This window comes from Cupriavidus sp. KK10 (genome assembly GCF_018223725.1).
GTDB classification, from domain to species: Bacteria; Pseudomonadota; Gammaproteobacteria; order Burkholderiales; family Burkholderiaceae; genus Cupriavidus; species Cupriavidus necator.
On sequence record NZ_CP073677.1, the window covers coordinates 876040 to 892264 of the forward strand.

Here is a 16225-nt window from a genome sequence, read left to right on the forward strand (position 1 = left end):
CGGTCCTGTGCAACAGAATTGAATTAACGCTATGAAAGTCACCATCATCGGCAGCGGCTATGTCGGCCTTGTCACCGGCGCCTGCCTGGCGGAACTTGGCAATGACGTGTTCTGCCTGGACCTGGACGAGCAGAAGATCGCGCTGCTTAACGCAGGCGGCGTGCCAATCTACGAGCCGGGCCTGCTGGAGCTGATCCAGCGCAACCGTGCCGCCGGGCGGCTGACCTTTTCCACCGACGTGGCGGCCAGTGTCGAGCACGCCGACGTGCAGTTCATCGCCGTGGGCACGCCCCCGGACGAAGACGGCTCTGCCGACCTGAAGTACGTGTTGGCGGCGGCGCGCAATATCGGCCGCCATATGACCGGATTCAAGGTCGTGGTCGACAAGTCCACCGTACCGGTCGGCACCGGCGACCGCGTGGCCGCCGCGATCCGCGAGGAGCTGGTCGCGCGCAGCCTGGAAGACCTGCAGTTCTCAGTGGTGTCGAACCCCGAGTTCCTGAAAGAGGGCGCCGCGGTCGAGGACTTCATGCGCCCGGACCGCATCGTGCTGGGCTGCAACGCCGACGTCGCCGGCCGCCACGCGCAGGCCACCATGCGCCAGCTTTACGCGCCGTTCAACCGGCACCACGAGCGCACCTTCTACATGGACGTGCGCTCGGCCGAGTTCACCAAGTACGCGGCCAATTCGATGCTGGCCACGCGCATCTCGTTCATGAACGAGCTGGCCAACCTGGCCGACGAGGTTGGCGCCGATATCGAACTGGTGCGCATGGGCATCGGTTCGGACCCGCGCATCGGCTACAGCTTCCTGTATGCCGGTGCTGGCTATGGCGGTTCATGCTTTCCCAAGGACGTGCAGGCGCTAATGCGCACTGCCGCCGACCATGGCAAGCCAATGCGCGTGCTGGAGGCGGTGGAATCGGTCAACGGCGCGCAGAAGCGCGTGCTGGGCGACAAGGTCGTGCGCCGCTTCGGCGATGACCTGACCGGCCGCACCTTTGCCGTGTGGGGCCTGGCCTTCAAGCCCAACACCGACGACATGCGCGAGGCGCCGTCGCGGGTGCTGGCGCGCGAACTGGTGTCGCGCGGCGCGTCGCTGCGCATGCACGACCCGGTGTCGATGGCCGAAGCCCGGCGCGTGCTGGATGCCGACCTGGCCGACCTGCCGGGCGGCGCCGCGCGCGTGAGTTTCCATGAGAACCAGATGGATGCGCTGGACGGCGCCGACGCGCTGGTGATCGTGACCGAATGGAAGGTGTTCCGCAGCCCCGACTTCGGCCAGATCAAGCGGCGCCTGAAGACCCCGGTGATCTTCGACGGGCGCAACCTGTATGAGCCCGAGGCCATGGTCGAGAACGGCGTGGAGTACCACGCCATCGGACGCCCGACCCGGCCGGCCGTGAACGAATGAGGCGCCGGCGGGTCAACGGACTCATCAACCGATAAGCTAGCGCGACGGCTGCGGCCGTCGCGATATTGCCAAGGATCTTCATGAACAAGACCGTCATTCCGCAGGAGCAGATCCGGCAGTCCCATATCCTGGTGGTCGGCGACATGATGCTGGACCGCTACTGGTTCGGCGATGTGGAACGGATCTCGCCGGAAGCGCCGGTGCCGGTGGTGCAGGTCAAGCGCAGCGACGAGCGCCTGGGCGGCGCCGCCAACGTGGCCCGCAATGCCGCGGCATTGGGCGCACGCGTGGGCATGCTGGGCGTGGTCGGCGACGACGAGCCGGCCCGAACGCTCGAAACGTTGCTGGGCGAGAGCCACGTGCAGCCCTATCTGCACCGCGATCCCAAGCTCAACACCACCATCAAGCTGCGCGTGGTGGCGCACCAGCAGCAGTTGCTGCGCGTGGATTTCGAGAGCGCGCCGGCGCATGAAGTGCTGGCCGCGGTACAGGACCGCTTCCTGGCCCTGATCAACGACTACCAGGTGCTGGTGCTTTCCGATTACGGCAAAGGCGGCCTGACCCACGTCACGCGCATGATCGACGCCAGCCGCGCAGCCGGGCGCAAGGTGCTGATCGACCCCAAGGGAGACGACTACTCGCGCTACCGCGGCGCCACCCTGATCACCCCCAACCGGGCCGAGATGCGTGCCGTGGTCGGCGCCTGGAAGACCGAGGCCGACCTGACCATCCGCGCGCAGAACCTGCGCCGCGGGCTGCAGTTGGAGGCACTGCTGCTGACGCGCTCGGAAGAGGGCATGACGCTCTACACCGAGGCCGAAGTGCTGCACGTCTCCGCCCAGGCGCGCGAGGTCTATGATGTATCGGGTGCGGGCGATACCGTGATTGCCACGCTCGCCACCATGCTGGGTGCCGGCGTGCCGCTCAAGGAAGCCGTGCAGCTTGCCAATCGTGCCGGCGCCATCGTGGTGGGCAAGCTTGGTACCGCCGTCGTCTCCTATTCTGAATTGTTCGGCGCCGCCCCGTGAGGCGTGGCGCCCCCATCCTGATCCGACCATGACCATCATCGTCACCGGCGCCGCTGGCTTTATCGGCAGCAACCTCGTCAAGGGTCTGAACGACCGCGGCGAAACCAACGTCATCGCCGTCGATAACCTGACCCGTGCCGACAAGTTCCACAACCTGGTCGACTGCGAGATCTCCGACTACCTTGACAAGCAGGACTTCCTCGCGCGCTTAGCCCGCGGCGAGTTCGGCAAGGTGCGGGCGGTATTCCATGAAGGCGCGTGCTCCGACACCATGGAGACCGACGGCCGCTACATGATGGAGAACAACTACCGTTACACGCTGTCGCTGATGGAGAGCTGCCTGGAACAAGGCACGCAGTTCCTGTACGCGTCGTCGGCGGCCACCTACGGCGCCTCGCAGGTGTTCCGCGAAGACCGCGAGTTCGAGCGCCCGCTGAACGTGTACGGCTACTCCAAGTTCCTGTTCGACCAGATCGTGCGGCGCCGGCTGCCGTCGGCGCTGTCGCAGATCGTGGGCTTCCGCTACTTCAACGTGTACGGCCCGCGTGAAACGCACAAGGGCCGCATGGCCTCGGTTGCCTTCCACAACTTCAACCAGTTCCGCGCCGACGGCACGGTGAAGCTGTTCGGCGAGTACGGCGGCTATGCCCCCGGCATGCAGAGCCGCGACTTCGTCTCGGTCGAGGACGTGGTCAAGGTCAACCTGCACTTCTTTGACCATCCGGACAAGTCCGGCATCTTCAACCTCGGCACCGGCCGCGCGCAGCCGTTCAACGACATCGCCGCCACCGTGGTCAACACCCTGCGCGAGGCCGAAGGCAAGCCGCGCCTGTCGCTGGAAGAACTGGTGCAGGAAGGCCTGCTCGAGTACGTCAAGTTCCCCGATGCGCTGCGCGGCAAGTACCAGTGCTTTACGCAGTCGGATGTGTCGAAGCTGCGCAGCGCCGGCTACAGCGAGCCCTTCCTGTCCGTCGAGGAAGGCGTGGCGCGCTACTGCCGCTGGCTGATCGAACGCGCCGGCTGATACCGGCGCGCAACCGGCTGACACGCTTTCGTGCGGCCGGTGTCAACTTTTGTTGCTGCATGGGCCGCAGCTGCGGCCCGCCCCTATCCTGACCTGACCTCGCCGCCCCGGCGGGGGGTGGTACCTCAGACCATCCACAGGAAAGGAGAGCCTTCATTTTCAAGCATTGGGTCCGGCAACTTGCCCGGCGTTTTTCCCTGGTTTCCCTCGCTGCAACCATCTGCCTGTTCGCGGGCGGTGCCGCGCATGCCGCCATCGATGTCAATACGGCGGACGAGGCGGCCCTGACCTCGGTCAAGGGCGTGGGACCAGCCACCGCCCGCAACATCATCGACGAACGCAACAAGCGTGGGCCCTACAAGGACGCCGCGGACCTGGCCGAGCGCGTCAGTGGCATCGGGCCGAAGTCCGTGGCGAAGCTGCAGGACGCTGGCCTTGCCATCGGCACGAAGGGAACCGCAGCAGCGGCGCCGCCTGCGGCCGCCACCCCGGCCAAGACAGCCAAGGCAGCGCCCGCTGGCGCCGCCAAGCCAGCGCGCTGACAGGGTCACGGTCCGGCGTCCGGCCGCGCAGCGGCCGGACGCTCTCCTTGCTGGTATGGGTTGTGCTAGACCCTTGCCGCTTCGCACGCCCCGTGGCGGCGGAGTATCATGCGGACGCCGCGCCGGCAGGATCTGCCGCGCGCGGCTGCCGACAGGCACGCATCTACCAGACAACCAGGCACAAACGCGGCGGCTGCCGACCAGGCGGCCAGCCCGGACCACAGGGAGCAGAACAATATGGCGAATGGCGAGGACGCGGGATTCCTGCCGCAATGGCGGCTCAAGACCGAAGGCGTGATCGGGCCGGATGAGCGGCTGCCCGCCGGACAGACGCTGCTGGCCGGCATCCAGCACGTGGTGGCGATGTTCGGCTCGACCGCCATTGCACCGATCCTGATGGGTTTCAACCCGAATATCGCCATCCTGTTTTCCGGCATCGGCACGCTGATCTTCTTCCTGTGCGTGCGCGGGCGGGTGCCGAGCTACCTTGGCTCCAGCTTCGCCTTCATCGCCGTGGTGATCGCTGCCACCGGCTACGCGGGCAGCGGCCCCAACCTCAATATCCCGGTGGCGCTGGGCGGCATCATCGCCGCCGGCGCGTTGTACACGGTGATCGGCCTGATCGTGCAGGCGGTGGGCTACGCCTGGGTCGAAAAGCTGATGCCGCCGGTGGTGACCGGGGCGATCGTCGCGGCGATCGGGCTGAACCTGGCCCCGGTGGCGGTCAAGGCGGTCAGCGGCGCGGCCCTCGATACCTGGGTGGGCCTGCTGACGGTGGTGGCCGTGGGGCTGGTGGCGGTGCGCGCGCCCGGCATGATCGGGCGTCTGCCGGTGCTGATCGGCGGCCTGGCCGGCTACCTCGCCTACTACCTGGGCACCAACGTGATGGGGCTGGGCAAGCCGATCGACTTCTCGAGCGTGGCAGCGGCCAGCTGGTTCGGGCTGCCGGCGTTCACCGCACCGACCTTCGAGTTCAGCGCCATGCTGCTGATCGCGCCGGTGGCGATTGTGCTGGTGGCGGAGAACCTGGGCCATATCAAGGCCATCGGCGTGATGACCGGGCGCAACCTGGACCCGTATATCGGCCGTGCCTTTATCGGCGACGGCATCGCGACCATGCTGTCGGCCAGCGGCGGCGGCACCGGCGTGACCACTTATGCCGAGAACATGGGCGTGATGGCGGTCACCAAGATCTACTCGACGCTGATCTTCGTGGTGGCGGCCGCGGTGGCTATCCTGCTGGGCTTCTCGCCCAAGTTCGGTGCGCTGATCCTGACCATCCCGGGTCCGGTGATCGGCGGGCTGACCATCGTCGTGTTCGGCCTGATCGCAGCGACAGCGGGCCGGATCTGGGTGCAGAACAAGGTGGACTTCTCCAGCTCGCGCAACCTGATCACGGTTGGCGCCACGCTGACGGTGGCCGCCGGCGACCTGACGTTGAAGCTGGGCGGCATGACGCTGGGCGGCATCGGTACTGCCACCTTCGGCTGCATCCTGCTGTACCACCTGCTGGGCGAAGGCAACCACGAAGAAGGCTGAGCCACGGCAGGATGGGCGCAGGCGGGCGGGAGGCAGCGTAAATCCCGCCTGCCGGCGAGGGATAGGTGTCTGGATTACAATGGCCGGCGAATTGGAATCCCCCGTTTGCGACCCCATTTCGCGACCCCTCGCCCCATGGCCTACAAGACAATTGAAGACACCATCGGCAACACGCCGCTGGTCAGACTGCAGCGCATCCCCGGTGCCGCCAACGACGCGCGCGGCAATGTGATCCTCGGCAAGCTCGAAGGCAACAACCCGGCCGGTTCGGTCAAGGACCGCCCCGCGGTGTCGATGATCGCCCGGGCCGAGGCGCGCGGGCGCATCAAGCCGGGCGACACCCTGATCGAGGCGACTTCCGGCAATACCGGCATCGCGCTGGCCATGGCAGCCGCCATCCGCGGCTACAAGATGGTGCTGATCATGCCCGAGGACCTGAGCCTCGAGCGCCGCCAGAGCATGGCGGCCTACGGTGCCGAGATCATCCTGACCCCGGTCAAGGGCGGCATGGAGTACGCCCGCGACCTGGCGGATTCGATGGAGCGCGACGGCAAGGGCGTGATCCTCGACCAGTTCGCCAACCCGGACAACCCGCAGGCCCACTACGAGGGCACCGGGCCGGAGATCTGGCGCGATACCGACGGCCGCATCACCCACTTCGTTTCGGCGATGGGCACCACCGGCACCATTACCGGCGTGTCGCGCTACCTGAAGGAACAGAACCCGGAGATCCAGGTCATCGGCGCGCAGCCGGCCGACGGCTCGCGCATCCCGGGCATCCGCAAGTGGCCCGAGGCGTATCTGCCCAAGATCTACGATGCCAGCTACATCGACCGCACCGAGCCGGTGAGCCAGGGCGACGCCGAGCACATGGCGCGGCGCATGGCATCCGAAGAGGGCATCTTCTGCGGCATTTCGGCGGCCGGCGCGCTCTGTGTTGCGCTGCGCATTGCCGAGGAAGTGGAGAACGCCACCATCGTCTTCGTGGTGTGCGACCGCGGCGACCGCTACCTGTCGACCGGCGTGTTCCCGGCGTGACCTGAACCGGTCCCAACAAGAAAGGCCTCGCAAATTGCGAGGCCTTTTTGCTTTGGCGGGCAGCTGGCGTCAACCCATCGCCGCCTTGACCGCCTCGCCCAGCTGGTACACCGCCAGCGCATAGAAGAAGCTGCGGTTGTAGCGTGTCAGCACGTAGAAGTTGCGCAGGCCGAGCAGGTATTCGGTCGGCTGGTCGGGGGTTGGCAGGTCCACCACCAGCACGCCGGTCTCGCCTTCGCGCACGGGGTCGATCGGCTCGTCCACGCGCAAGCCGGCGCGGGTCAGCTGGTTGAGCGTGCGCGTGGGCCATGGCTCGCCGTCGGCCGCCGCCGTGGCGACACCCAGGCTGCCGGCGTCGCCGGCAATGCGCCACACCACCGGGCGGCCCGGCTCCCAGCCGTGCAGCTGCAGGAAGCGCGCGACACTGCCGATGGCATCGGTAGGGCTGTTGCGCAGGTCGATGCGACCGTTGTTGTCGTAGTCGATGGCGTATTCGCGCAGGCTGGTCGGCATGAACTGCGGGATGCCGATCGCGCCCGCGAAGGAGCCCAGCACCGAGTACACGTCGGTGCGGGTGTCGCGGCACCACAGCAGGTAGTCGGCCAGCTGGTTGCGGAACAGCGTGCTGCGGGCTTCGCGGTTGGGCGTGTCCGGGTAGTCGAAGGCGAGCGTGGACAGCGAGTCGAGCACGCGGAAGGTGCCCATGTCGCGGCCGTAGATGGTTTCCACGCCGATGATGCCGACGATGACCGAGGCCGGTACGCCGAACTCGGCTTCGGCACGGCGCAGCGTGTCGCGGTTGTCCTGCCAGAAGCGCACGCCCGCGTTGATGCGGATCGGCTCGATAAAGCGCGAGCGGTAGGTGCGCCAGCTTTTGCGGCCGGTGGTGGCGGGCGGCATGATCAGCCGCACCACGGTGGCCGAATAGACCGCTTGGCTAAACCACTCCTGCAGCATCCCGCGGTCAAGGCGGTGGCGGGCCACCATCTCGTCGATAAACGCGCGGGTCTGCGGATTGTCGCGGTAGCGGCCGGGTTCGATCTCTTCCTCGCGCATGCTGACGCGGCGCTTGCCCGCGGCGAGCAGGCTGGGGGAGAGGCCGCAGAGTCCGAGTGCGGCAGCGGAAAGCGCGGCGCCCAGCAGGGGGCGTCGCAGTGAGCGCTGGGTGTCGGTCATGATGTCCTTTGCAAGTCGCACCGAGTATAGCGGATGCCACTGCGGCAACTACGGGCAAGCCGTCACGGCATGGCGCGCCAGCGCCGCTGGGTGGCATGGGCTGGCGTGTGCTAACGTAGCGATTGGAGACAACATTGCGACGATAAGAGATGCCGACAGGCTATTACACGCACCCCGAGTTCCAGCGGCACGAGATGGGGCATTTCCATCCTGAGTGCCCGGAACGCCTGCAGGCGATCGAGGATCACCTGATTTCGCACGGCCTGGACGGGCTGCTGGAGCGCCGCGAAGCCCCGCCCGCCACGCGCGAGCAGCTGGAGCGCGTGCACCGTCCCGACTATGTCGATTCGCTCGAACGCGCCAGCCCGGCCAGCGGCTATCACGCGATCGATCCGGATACCTCGATGAACTCGCACACGCTTGCCGCCGCCACGCTGGCCGCGGGCGCGGCGGTGGCGGCCACCGATGCGGTGATCGCGGGCGAGTTCGAGAACGCGTTCTGCTGCGTGCGCCCGCCCGGCCACCACGCCGAGCCTGACCGCGCCATGGGCTTCTGCTTCTACAACAACGTCGCCATTGCCGCGCGCCACGCGCTGCGGGCGCACGGCCTGGAGCGCGTGGCCATCATCGATTTCGACGTGCACCACGGCAACGGCACCGAAGCGGCGTTCCGCGGCGACGAGCAGGTGATGATGTGCAGCATCTTCCAGCACCCGTTCTATCCGTACAGCGGCACCGAGCATCTCGCGCCCAATATGGTCAACATCCCGCTGCCGGCCTATACCAACGGCGTGGCCGTGCGTGAAGTGGTCGAGACCATCTGGCTGCCGCGGCTCAATGAATTCCGCCCGCAGATGCTGTTTATCTCCGCCGGCTTTGATGCGCACCGCGAGGACGACCTGGGCCAGATGGGCCTGGTGGAGCAGGACTACGCCTGGATTACCGGCCAGCTGGTGGACCTTGCGCGCGTCCATGCGCAGGGCCGCATCGTCAGCTGCCTGGAGGGGGGCTACAACCTGAGCGCGCTGGGCCGCAGCGTGCTGGCGCACCTGAAGGTGCTGCTGGAACGATAGGAGAGCATGGCCATGGCCGAGAACGATGCGCGCGTGGACGCGCCGCTGCTGACCGAAGTGCGCGACACCGCGGGCGTGGTGCGACTGACCATGAATCGGCCGCAGGCGTTCAATGCGCTGTCAGAAGGGCTGCTCGACGCGCTGACCGAGGCCCTCGGCCGGCTGGCGTCGGACCACACCGTGCGCGTGGTGGTGCTGGCCGGCGCCGGCAAGGCCTTCTGCGCCGGGCACGACCTGCGCGAGATGCGGGCCTCGCCGTCGCACGACTACTACCGGCGCCTGTTCGACCGCTGCACCCGCATGATGATGGTGATCCAGAAGATGCCGCAGCCGGTGCTTGCGCGCGTGCAGGGCATCGCCACGGCGGCGGGCTGCCAGCTGGTGGCCATGTGCGACCTTGCGGTGGCCGCCGACGATGCGCGCTTTGCGGTATCCGGCGTCAACCTGGGCCTGTTCTGCTCGACGCCCGGGGTGGCGTTGTCGCGCAACCTGCACCGCAAGCAGGCAATGGAGATGCTGCTGACCGGCGACATGATCGACGCCGAAACCGCCCGTGAGCGCGGGCTGGTGAACCGGGTGGTGCCCGCTGGGCAGCTGGACCAAGAGGTGGCGCGCCTGGCCGCCAGCATCTGCGCCAAGCCGGCCGCCGCGGTGGCCGCGGGCAAGGGCCTGTTCTACCGCCAGCTGGAAATGGGCATCGAGGCCGCCTACCAGCTCGCCGGCCAGACCATGGCCTGCAACATGATGGACGAGTCGGCGCTGGAGGGGGTGCAGGCCTTCATTGACAAGCGTTCGCCGTCTTGGTGTGGCTCATAGTATACTTTCTCGCTTCTTATATGCCGGGAACGTATAAAGACATCGGCAAAAAGTCGTTTATGGTATGAAGCGAATCGCCTAAAATACGCGCTTCAGAAAAATAACGAGCGGCAACAGCGCTGGAGATCCCTCGCCTGTTGCCGTTTTCTTTTGGTCACCTTTCCATGATCGAACTGCAAGGACTGTCGCAGCGCTTCCCGGGCGCGTCTGGCGACGTGCATGCATTGCGGGACGTCAGCCTGTCGATAGCGGCGGGCGAAGTCTTCGGCATTATCGGCCGCAGCGGCGCCGGCAAGAGCACGCTGGTACGCGCCATCAATCTGCTGAACCGGCCCTCGAGCGGCCGCGTGATCGTCGCGGGCCAGGAACTGACAGCGCTGGACACGGGCGCGCTGCGCCTGGCACGCCGCGAGATCGGCATGATCTTCCAGCACTTCAACCTGCTGTCGTCGCGCACGGTGTATGAGAACGTGGCGCTGCCGCTGGAACTGGCCGGCAAGCCCAAGGCCGAGATCGCCGCGACGGTGCTGCCGCTGCTGGACCTGGTGGGCCTGTCGGCGCTGAAGGACCGCTATCCGGCGCAGATCAGCGGCGGGCAGAAGCAGCGCGTGGGCATTGCACGCGCTCTTGCCAGCAAGCCCAAGGTGCTGCTGTCGGACGAGGCCACTTCCGCGCTGGACCCGGAAACCACCCGCTCCATCCTGGAACTGCTCAAGCAGATCAACCGCGACCTGGGCCTGACCATCGTGATGATCACGCACCAGATGGAAGTCATCAAGCAGGTCTGCGACCGCGTGGCCGTGCTTGAAGCCGGCCAGGTGGTGGAGACCGGGCGCGTGATCGACGTATTCCTGCGCCCGCAGCACGACGTCACGCGCGCCATGATCGGCGACGTCATCTCGCAGGAGCTGCCGGCCAGCGTGCTCAAGCGCGTGGAGAGCCGGCTGGGCAACGGGCGCGACCACGTCTACCGCCTGGCCTTCACCGGCGAGGGCGTGGACCAGCCGGTGCTGGCCCAGGCAATCCGCCGCTACGGGCTGGACTTCAATATCTTGCACGGCCATATCGACGAGATCCAGGGCCAGGCCTTCGGCTCGCTGGCGATCATGGCCACGGGCCAACTGGCCGACGTGAAGGCGGCGATGGAATACCTGCAGGCGCAAGGCGTCGTGGTGGAGGAGTTCGAGCATGTGGTCTGAAATGTTTGACCTGTTCCTGACCTCGTTCAACGAGACCCTGCTGATGGTGGCGATCTCGGGCGTGGTCGGCTCGCTGCTGGGCGTGCCGCTGGGCGTGCTACTGCACCTGACCAACCGCGGCGGCGTGCTGTCGCACCCGTTGTTCAACCGCAGCATCGGCGTGGTGGTCAACGCGGTGCGCTCGATCCCGTTCATCATCCTGCTGGTGGTGGTGATCCCGTTCACGCGCTTTATCGTCGGCTCGTCGATCGGCACCACCGCGGCAATCGTGCCGCTGACCATCGCGGCGATCCCGTTTATCGCGCGCCTGGTGGAAAGCGCGCTGCGCGAGGTCGACAAGGGCCTGGTCGAGGCCGCCCAGTCGATGGGCGCCACCACCCGCCAGATCGTGTGGAAGGTGCTGCTGCCCGAGGCCATGCCCGGCATCGTCGCCGGCCTGACCATCACCTTTGTCAGCCTGGTCGGCTATTCGGCCATGGCGGGCGCGATCGGCGGCGGCGGCCTGGGCGACCTGGGCATCCGCTACGGCTACCAGCGCTATATCACCGAGGTCATGGTGGCGGTGGTGGTGATCCTGATCGTGTTCGTGCAGGCCGTGCAGAGCTTCGGCGACTGGCTTGTCCGCCGTATCAGCCACCGCTAATCCGTCAACGCCAAGACAATTATTTTCTGAAACAGGAACGCATATCATGCAACGTCGCAACCTGCTGCAATGGATTCTCGGCGCCGCGATCGGCGCAACGCTGGCCACCGGCGCCGTCGCCCAGGAAAAGCCGATCAAGATCGGCGTGACCGGCGGCCCGCACGCCCAGATCATGGAACAGGTGAAGAAGGTCGCCGCCAAGGACGGCTTGAACATCCAGGTGGTCGAGTTCAGCGACTACATCCAGCCCAACGCCGCGCTGGCTGCCGGCGACCTGGACGCCAACAGCTACCAGCACCTGCCGTACCTGGAAGCCCAGATCAAGGACCGCGGCTACAAGTTCACGCATATCGCCTATACGGTGACGTTCCCGATGGGCGTGTACTCCAAGAAGATCAAGTCGCTCGACCAGCTCAAGCAGGGTGCGCGCGTGGGCGTGCCCAACGATCCCACCAACGGCGGGCGCGGCCTGTTGCTGCTGCAGAGCAAGGGCGTGATCAAGCTCAAGCCCAACGCCGGCCTGAAGGCCACGCCGCTGGACATCGTCGAGAACCCGAAGAAGATCCGCATCGTCGAGCTGGACGCCGCGCAGCTGCCGCGCTCGCTGGATGACCTGGATGCCGCCGCCATCAACGGCAACTACGCGGAATCGGCCGGCCTGTCGCCCGTCAAGGACGCCATCGCCATCGAAGGCCCGAAGGGTCCGTACGCCAACCTGATCGCGATCCGCGAGGCCGACAAGAACAAGCCCTGGGTGGCCAAGCTGGTGAAGGCCTATCACTCGCCGGAAATCAAGCAATACGTCACATCGACCTTCAAGGACTCGGTCATTACCGCTTGGTAAGCCCGACGTCACTTTGAGGTTTTCATCCAATCAGACGATGCCCGCAAGCCCCAGTTTGCGGCACAATCGCTGGACGGCTGGGATCTGCCGGGCTATGCCCGGCATCATTTTGCCGATAAAATAGTACGATCGTTCGAAAAACAGGAGAGCCGCCAACCCGGTGGTTATAATGACGAGCGAACAAAATTTCTGACTATCAGCTATCAGTGGAGTGAGCGCATGAAAGTACTCGTCGCAGTCAAGCGGGTGGTGGATTACAACGTCAAGGTCCGCGTCAAGGCGGACGGCAGTGGCGTCGATCTGGCCAATGTGAAGATGAGCATGAACCCCTTCGACGAAATCGCCGTGGAAGAGGCCGTGCGCCTGAAGGAAGCGGGCGTTGCCACCGAAGTGATCGCCGTCTCGTGCGGTGTCACGCAGTGCCAGGAAACCCTGCGCACCGCGATGGCCATCGGTGCCGACCGCGGCATCCTGGTGGAATCGAACGAAGACCTGCAACCGCTGGCCGTGGCCAAGCTGCTGAAGGCGCTGATCGACAAGGAACAGCCGCAACTGGTGATCCTGGGCAAGCAGGCCATCGACGACGACTCCAACCAGACCGGCCAGATGGTGGCCGCGCTGGCTGGCCTGCCGCAAGCCACGTTCGCCTCCAAGGTGGTGGTTGCCGACGGCAAGGCCTCGGTGACGCGTGAAGTCGATGGCGGCCTGGAAACGCTGTCGCTCAAGCTGCCGGCCGTGGTCACGACCGACCTGCGCCTGAACGAGCCGCGCTACGTCACGCTGCCCAACATCATGAAGGCCAAGAAGAAGCAGCTCGATATCGTCAAGCCGGAAGACCTCGGCGTCGACGTCAAGCCGCGCCTGTCGACCCTGAAGGTGGTCGAGCCTGCCAAGCGCAGCGCGGGTGTGATGGTGCCGGACGTCGCGACGCTGGTGCAGAAGCTGAAGAACGAAGCCAAGGTTATCTGAGCGCGGGGGAGAAATAACATGACTGCACTCGTCATTGCTGAACACGACAATCAATCCATCAAGGCCGCCACGCTGAACACCGTCGCCGCCGCTGCCCAGTGCGGCGGCGACGTGCACGTGCTGGTGGCTGGTTCCAACGCCAAGGCCGCGGCTGACGCCGCCGCCAAGATCGCCGGCGTGACCAAGGTCCTGCTGGCCGACGCACCGTACTTCGGTGACGGCCTGGCCGAGAACGTGGCCGAGCAGGCGCTGGCCATCGCCAACGACTACTCGCACATCCTGGCTCCGGCCACCCCGTACGGCAAGAACATCCTGCCGCGCGTGGCTGCCAAGCTGGACGTGGCCCAGATCTCGGAAATCTCCAAGGTCGACGCCCCGGACACGTTCGAGCGCCCGATCTACGCCGGCAACGCCATTGCCACGGTCAAGTCGGAAGACAAGATCAAGGTCATCACCGTGCGCGGCACCGCCTTTGACGCCGCTGCCGCCGAAGGTGGCTCGGCCGCCGTTGAAACCCTGCCGGCCGTGGCCGACGCAGGCGTTTCGCAGTTTGTTTCGCGCGAAGTGGCCAAGAGCGACCGTCCGGAACTGACCGCCGCCAAGATCATCGTCTCGGGTGGCCGTGGCGTAGGTTCGGGTGAGAACTACACCAAGGTGCTGACGCCGCTGGCCGACAAGCTGGGCGCCGCGCTGGGTGCCTCGCGCGCTGCCGTGGACGCCGGCTTCGTGCCGAACGACTACCAGGTCGGCCAGACCGGCAAGATCGTCGCGCCGCAGCTGTACATCGCCGTCGGTATCTCCGGCGCGATCCAGCACCTGGCCGGCATGAAGGACTCCAAGGTGATCGTCGCGATCAACAAGGATGCCGAAGCGCCGATCTTCTCCGTGGCTGACTACGGCCTGGTGGGCGACCTGAACACCGTGGTGCCGGAGCTGGTGGCAGCACTGGGCTGATGCCTCGCCGGCCGCCCGGCGGCCGGCACGGGTAGCCGCAGGTAGCAAGTAACGAGCCGTTCCGGGGGTGACCCGCGAACGGCTTTTTCATACATGTTGGGAGACATCGATGACTTACCGTGCGCCGATCAAGGACATGCTGTTCGTCATGAACGAGCTGGCCGGGCTTGAGGCCGTCAGCAAACTGCCGGGCTTCGAAGAAGCCACGCCGGAAACGGCCGAGGCCGTGCTGGACGAGGCCGCCAAGTTCAACGAGCAGGTGGTCGCGCCGCTGAACCGCGCCGGCGACCTGGACCCGAGCAGCTGGAAGGACGGCGTGGTCTCCACCACACCCGGCTTCAAGGACGCGTTCCGCCAATTCGGCGAGGGCGGCTGGCAGGGCGTGCTGCATCCGCAGGAGTTTGGCGGCCAGGGCCTGCCCAAGCTGATCGCCACCGCCTGCAACGAGATGCTGAACAGCGCGAACCTGTCGTTCGCGCTGTGCCCGCTGCTGACCGATGGTGCCATCGAGGCGCTGCTGACGGCCGGCACGGATGAGCAGAAGGCGACCTTCTTGCCGAAGCTGATCTCGGGCGAGTGGACCGGCACCATGAACCTGACCGAGCCGCAGGCCGGCTCGGACCTGGCCGCGGTGCGCACCCGTGCCGAGCCGCAGGGCGACGGCACCTACAAGGTGTTCGGCACCAAGATCTTCATCACCTACGGCGAGCACGACATGGCGAAGAACATCGTCCATCTCGTGCTGGCCCGCACGCCCACCGCGCCCGAGGGCGTCAAGGGCATCTCGCTGTTCATCGTGCCGAAGTTCATGGTCAACGTCGACGGCAGCACCGGTGAGCGCAACGACGTGCATTGCGTATCGATCGAGCACAAGCTGGGCATCAAGGCCAGCCCCACGGCCGTGCTGCAGTTCGGCGACCATGGCGGCGCCATCGGCACGCTGGTCGGCGAAGAGAACCGCGGCCTTGAGTACATGTTCATCATGATGAACTCGGCACGCTTCTCGGTCGGCATGCAGGGCATCGCCGTGTCCGAACGCGCCTACCAGCAGGCGGTGGCCTTTGCGCGCGAACGCGTGCAGAGCCGCCCGGTCGATGGTTCGGCGCGCGAGGCAGTGACCATCATCCACCACCCGGACGTCAAGCGCATGCTGATGACCATGCGCGCGCTGACCGAAGGCGCACGCGCCGTGGCCTATGTGGCCGCGGCCGCCAGCGACGCGGCGCACCAGCATCCCGACGAGGCCGTGCGCAGGCAGAACCAGGCCTTCTACGAGTTCCTGGTGCCGGTGGTGAAGGGGTGGAGCACCGAGCTGTCGATCGATGTCACCAGCCTGGGCGTGCAGGTGCACGGCGGCATGGGCTTTATCGAGGAAACCGGCGCGGCGCAGCACTACCGCGATGCGCGCATCCTGCCGATCTACGAAGGCACTACCGCAATCCAGGCCAACGACCTGATCGGCCGCAAGACCGTGCGCGACGGCGGCGCCGTGGCACGCGCGATCTGCGCGCAGATCGCCGAGACCGAGGCTGCGCTGGGCAAGCATGGCTGCACTGCGTTCACCGCGATGCAGGCGCAACTGGCCAAGGGCCGCGCGGCGCTGGAAGATGTAGTGGCGTTTGTCGTGGCCAATGCCAAGTCCGACCCGAACGCCGTCTTTGCCGGCAGCGTGCCTTACCTGAAGCTGTGCGGCATCGTGTTCTCCGGCTGGCAGTTCGGCCGCGCGATGCTGGCTGCCGATGCCAAGCGCGCCGAGGATCCTGCCTTCCACGATGCCAAGATCGCGACCGCGCATTTCTTCGCCGAGCACATCCTGTCGCAGGCGTCGGCATTGCGTGATGCCGTCGTCAGCGGCGGGGCGCCGGTCAATGCGCTGACCGCCGAGCAGTTCTGACCGGCAAGCGCTGCGCGCAGATGTGAAAAGGGCGACCCCGAAGGGTCGCCCTTTTTGCTGGTCGGGACGGTA

General features: G+C 66.3%; 15 protein-coding genes. 14 read left to right on the forward strand and 1 reads right to left on the reverse strand.

Translation table 11 applies throughout. The annotated features are described in order from the left end of the window. Positions 1-31 precede the first annotated feature (31 nt). The 6 genes from KB879_RS04295 (at position 32) to cysM (ending at position 6585) form a co-directional block, all read left to right on the forward strand. Positions 32-1414, forward strand: a complete 1383-nt coding sequence (locus tag KB879_RS04295) for a UDP-glucose/GDP-mannose dehydrogenase family protein (RefSeq protein ID WP_013955853.1) — start codon at positions 32-34, stop codon at positions 1412-1414. Positions 1415-1494: 80 nt separating this feature from the next. After that, a complete protein-coding gene (gene rfaE1 / locus KB879_RS04300) occupies positions 1495-2442 on the forward strand; it encodes a D-glycero-beta-D-manno-heptose-7-phosphate kinase (RefSeq protein WP_013955854.1) in 948 nt (315 codons plus the stop codon). 28 nt (positions 2443-2470) lie between these two features. Next, positions 2471-3466, forward strand: a complete 996-nt coding sequence (rfaD, locus tag KB879_RS04305) for an ADP-glyceromanno-heptose 6-epimerase (RefSeq protein ID WP_153955029.1) — start codon at positions 2471-2473, stop codon at positions 3464-3466. Between the two features lie 155 nt (positions 3467-3621). Next, positions 3622-4008, forward strand: a complete 387-nt coding sequence (locus KB879_RS04310) for a helix-hairpin-helix domain-containing protein (RefSeq protein ID WP_080569532.1) — start codon at positions 3622-3624, stop codon at positions 4006-4008. Between the two features lie 237 nt (positions 4009-4245). Continuing rightward, positions 4246-5547 (forward strand): solute carrier family 23 protein, encoded by a 1302-nt coding sequence (locus KB879_RS04315; RefSeq protein WP_211980822.1) that lies wholly within the window; start codon positions 4246-4248, stop codon positions 5545-5547. A gap of 135 nt (positions 5548-5682) precedes the next feature. After that, the gene (cysM, locus tag KB879_RS04320) at positions 5683-6585 is read left to right on the forward strand and encodes a cysteine synthase CysM (protein ID WP_013955858.1); all 903 of its coding nucleotides are present in this window, start codon (positions 5683-5685) and stop codon (positions 6583-6585) included. Between the two features lie 69 nt (positions 6586-6654). On the opposite strand, the gene mltB is transcribed toward cysM, so the two are convergent. Continuing rightward, positions 6655-7761 (reverse strand): lytic murein transglycosylase B, encoded by a 1107-nt coding sequence (gene mltB, locus KB879_RS04325; protein WP_013955859.1) that lies wholly within the window; start codon positions 7759-7761, stop codon positions 6655-6657. A 149-nt stretch (positions 7762-7910) separates the two neighbouring features. Here mltB and KB879_RS04330 point away from each other — a divergent pair, with 149 nt between their 5' ends. From KB879_RS04330 to KB879_RS04365, 8 genes are all read left to right on the forward strand, one after another. Next, a complete protein-coding gene (locus tag KB879_RS04330) occupies positions 7911-8834 on the forward strand; it encodes a histone deacetylase family protein (RefSeq protein ID WP_013955860.1) in 924 nt (307 codons plus the stop codon). Between the two features lie 12 nt (positions 8835-8846). After that, positions 8847-9650, forward strand: a complete 804-nt coding sequence (locus KB879_RS04335; protein WP_211980823.1) for an enoyl-CoA hydratase — start codon at positions 8847-8849, stop codon at positions 9648-9650. Between the two features lie 164 nt (positions 9651-9814). Next, positions 9815-10849 (forward strand): methionine ABC transporter ATP-binding protein, encoded by a 1035-nt coding sequence (locus KB879_RS04340; protein ID WP_211980824.1) that lies wholly within the window; start codon positions 9815-9817, stop codon positions 10847-10849. Continuing rightward, positions 10839-11492 (forward strand): methionine ABC transporter permease, encoded by a 654-nt coding sequence (locus tag KB879_RS04345; RefSeq protein ID WP_010812940.1) that lies wholly within the window; start codon positions 10839-10841, stop codon positions 11490-11492. The genes KB879_RS04340 and KB879_RS04345 overlap by 11 nt, the downstream gene beginning before the upstream one ends. Positions 11493-11538: 46 nt before the next feature. Further along, a complete protein-coding gene (locus KB879_RS04350) occupies positions 11539-12336 on the forward strand; it encodes a MetQ/NlpA family ABC transporter substrate-binding protein (protein WP_013955864.1) in 798 nt (265 codons plus the stop codon). A 219-nt stretch (positions 12337-12555) separates the two neighbouring features. Further along, positions 12556-13305 carry an electron transfer flavoprotein subunit beta/FixA family protein gene (locus KB879_RS04355; RefSeq protein WP_013955865.1) on the forward strand — a complete coding sequence of 250 codons (750 nt, stop codon included), beginning with the start codon at positions 12556-12558 and terminating at the stop codon, positions 13303-13305. An 18-nt stretch (positions 13306-13323) separates the two neighbouring features. Beyond that, on the forward strand, positions 13324-14259 hold the full coding sequence (locus KB879_RS04360) for an electron transfer flavoprotein subunit alpha/FixB family protein (protein ID WP_153955030.1): 936 nt from the start codon (positions 13324-13326) through the stop codon (positions 14257-14259). A gap of 109 nt (positions 14260-14368) precedes the next feature. Beyond that, the gene (locus KB879_RS04365; protein WP_153955031.1) at positions 14369-16153 is read left to right on the forward strand and encodes an acyl-CoA dehydrogenase; all 1785 of its coding nucleotides are present in this window, start codon (positions 14369-14371) and stop codon (positions 16151-16153) included. Positions 16154-16225: the final 72 nt, after the last annotated feature.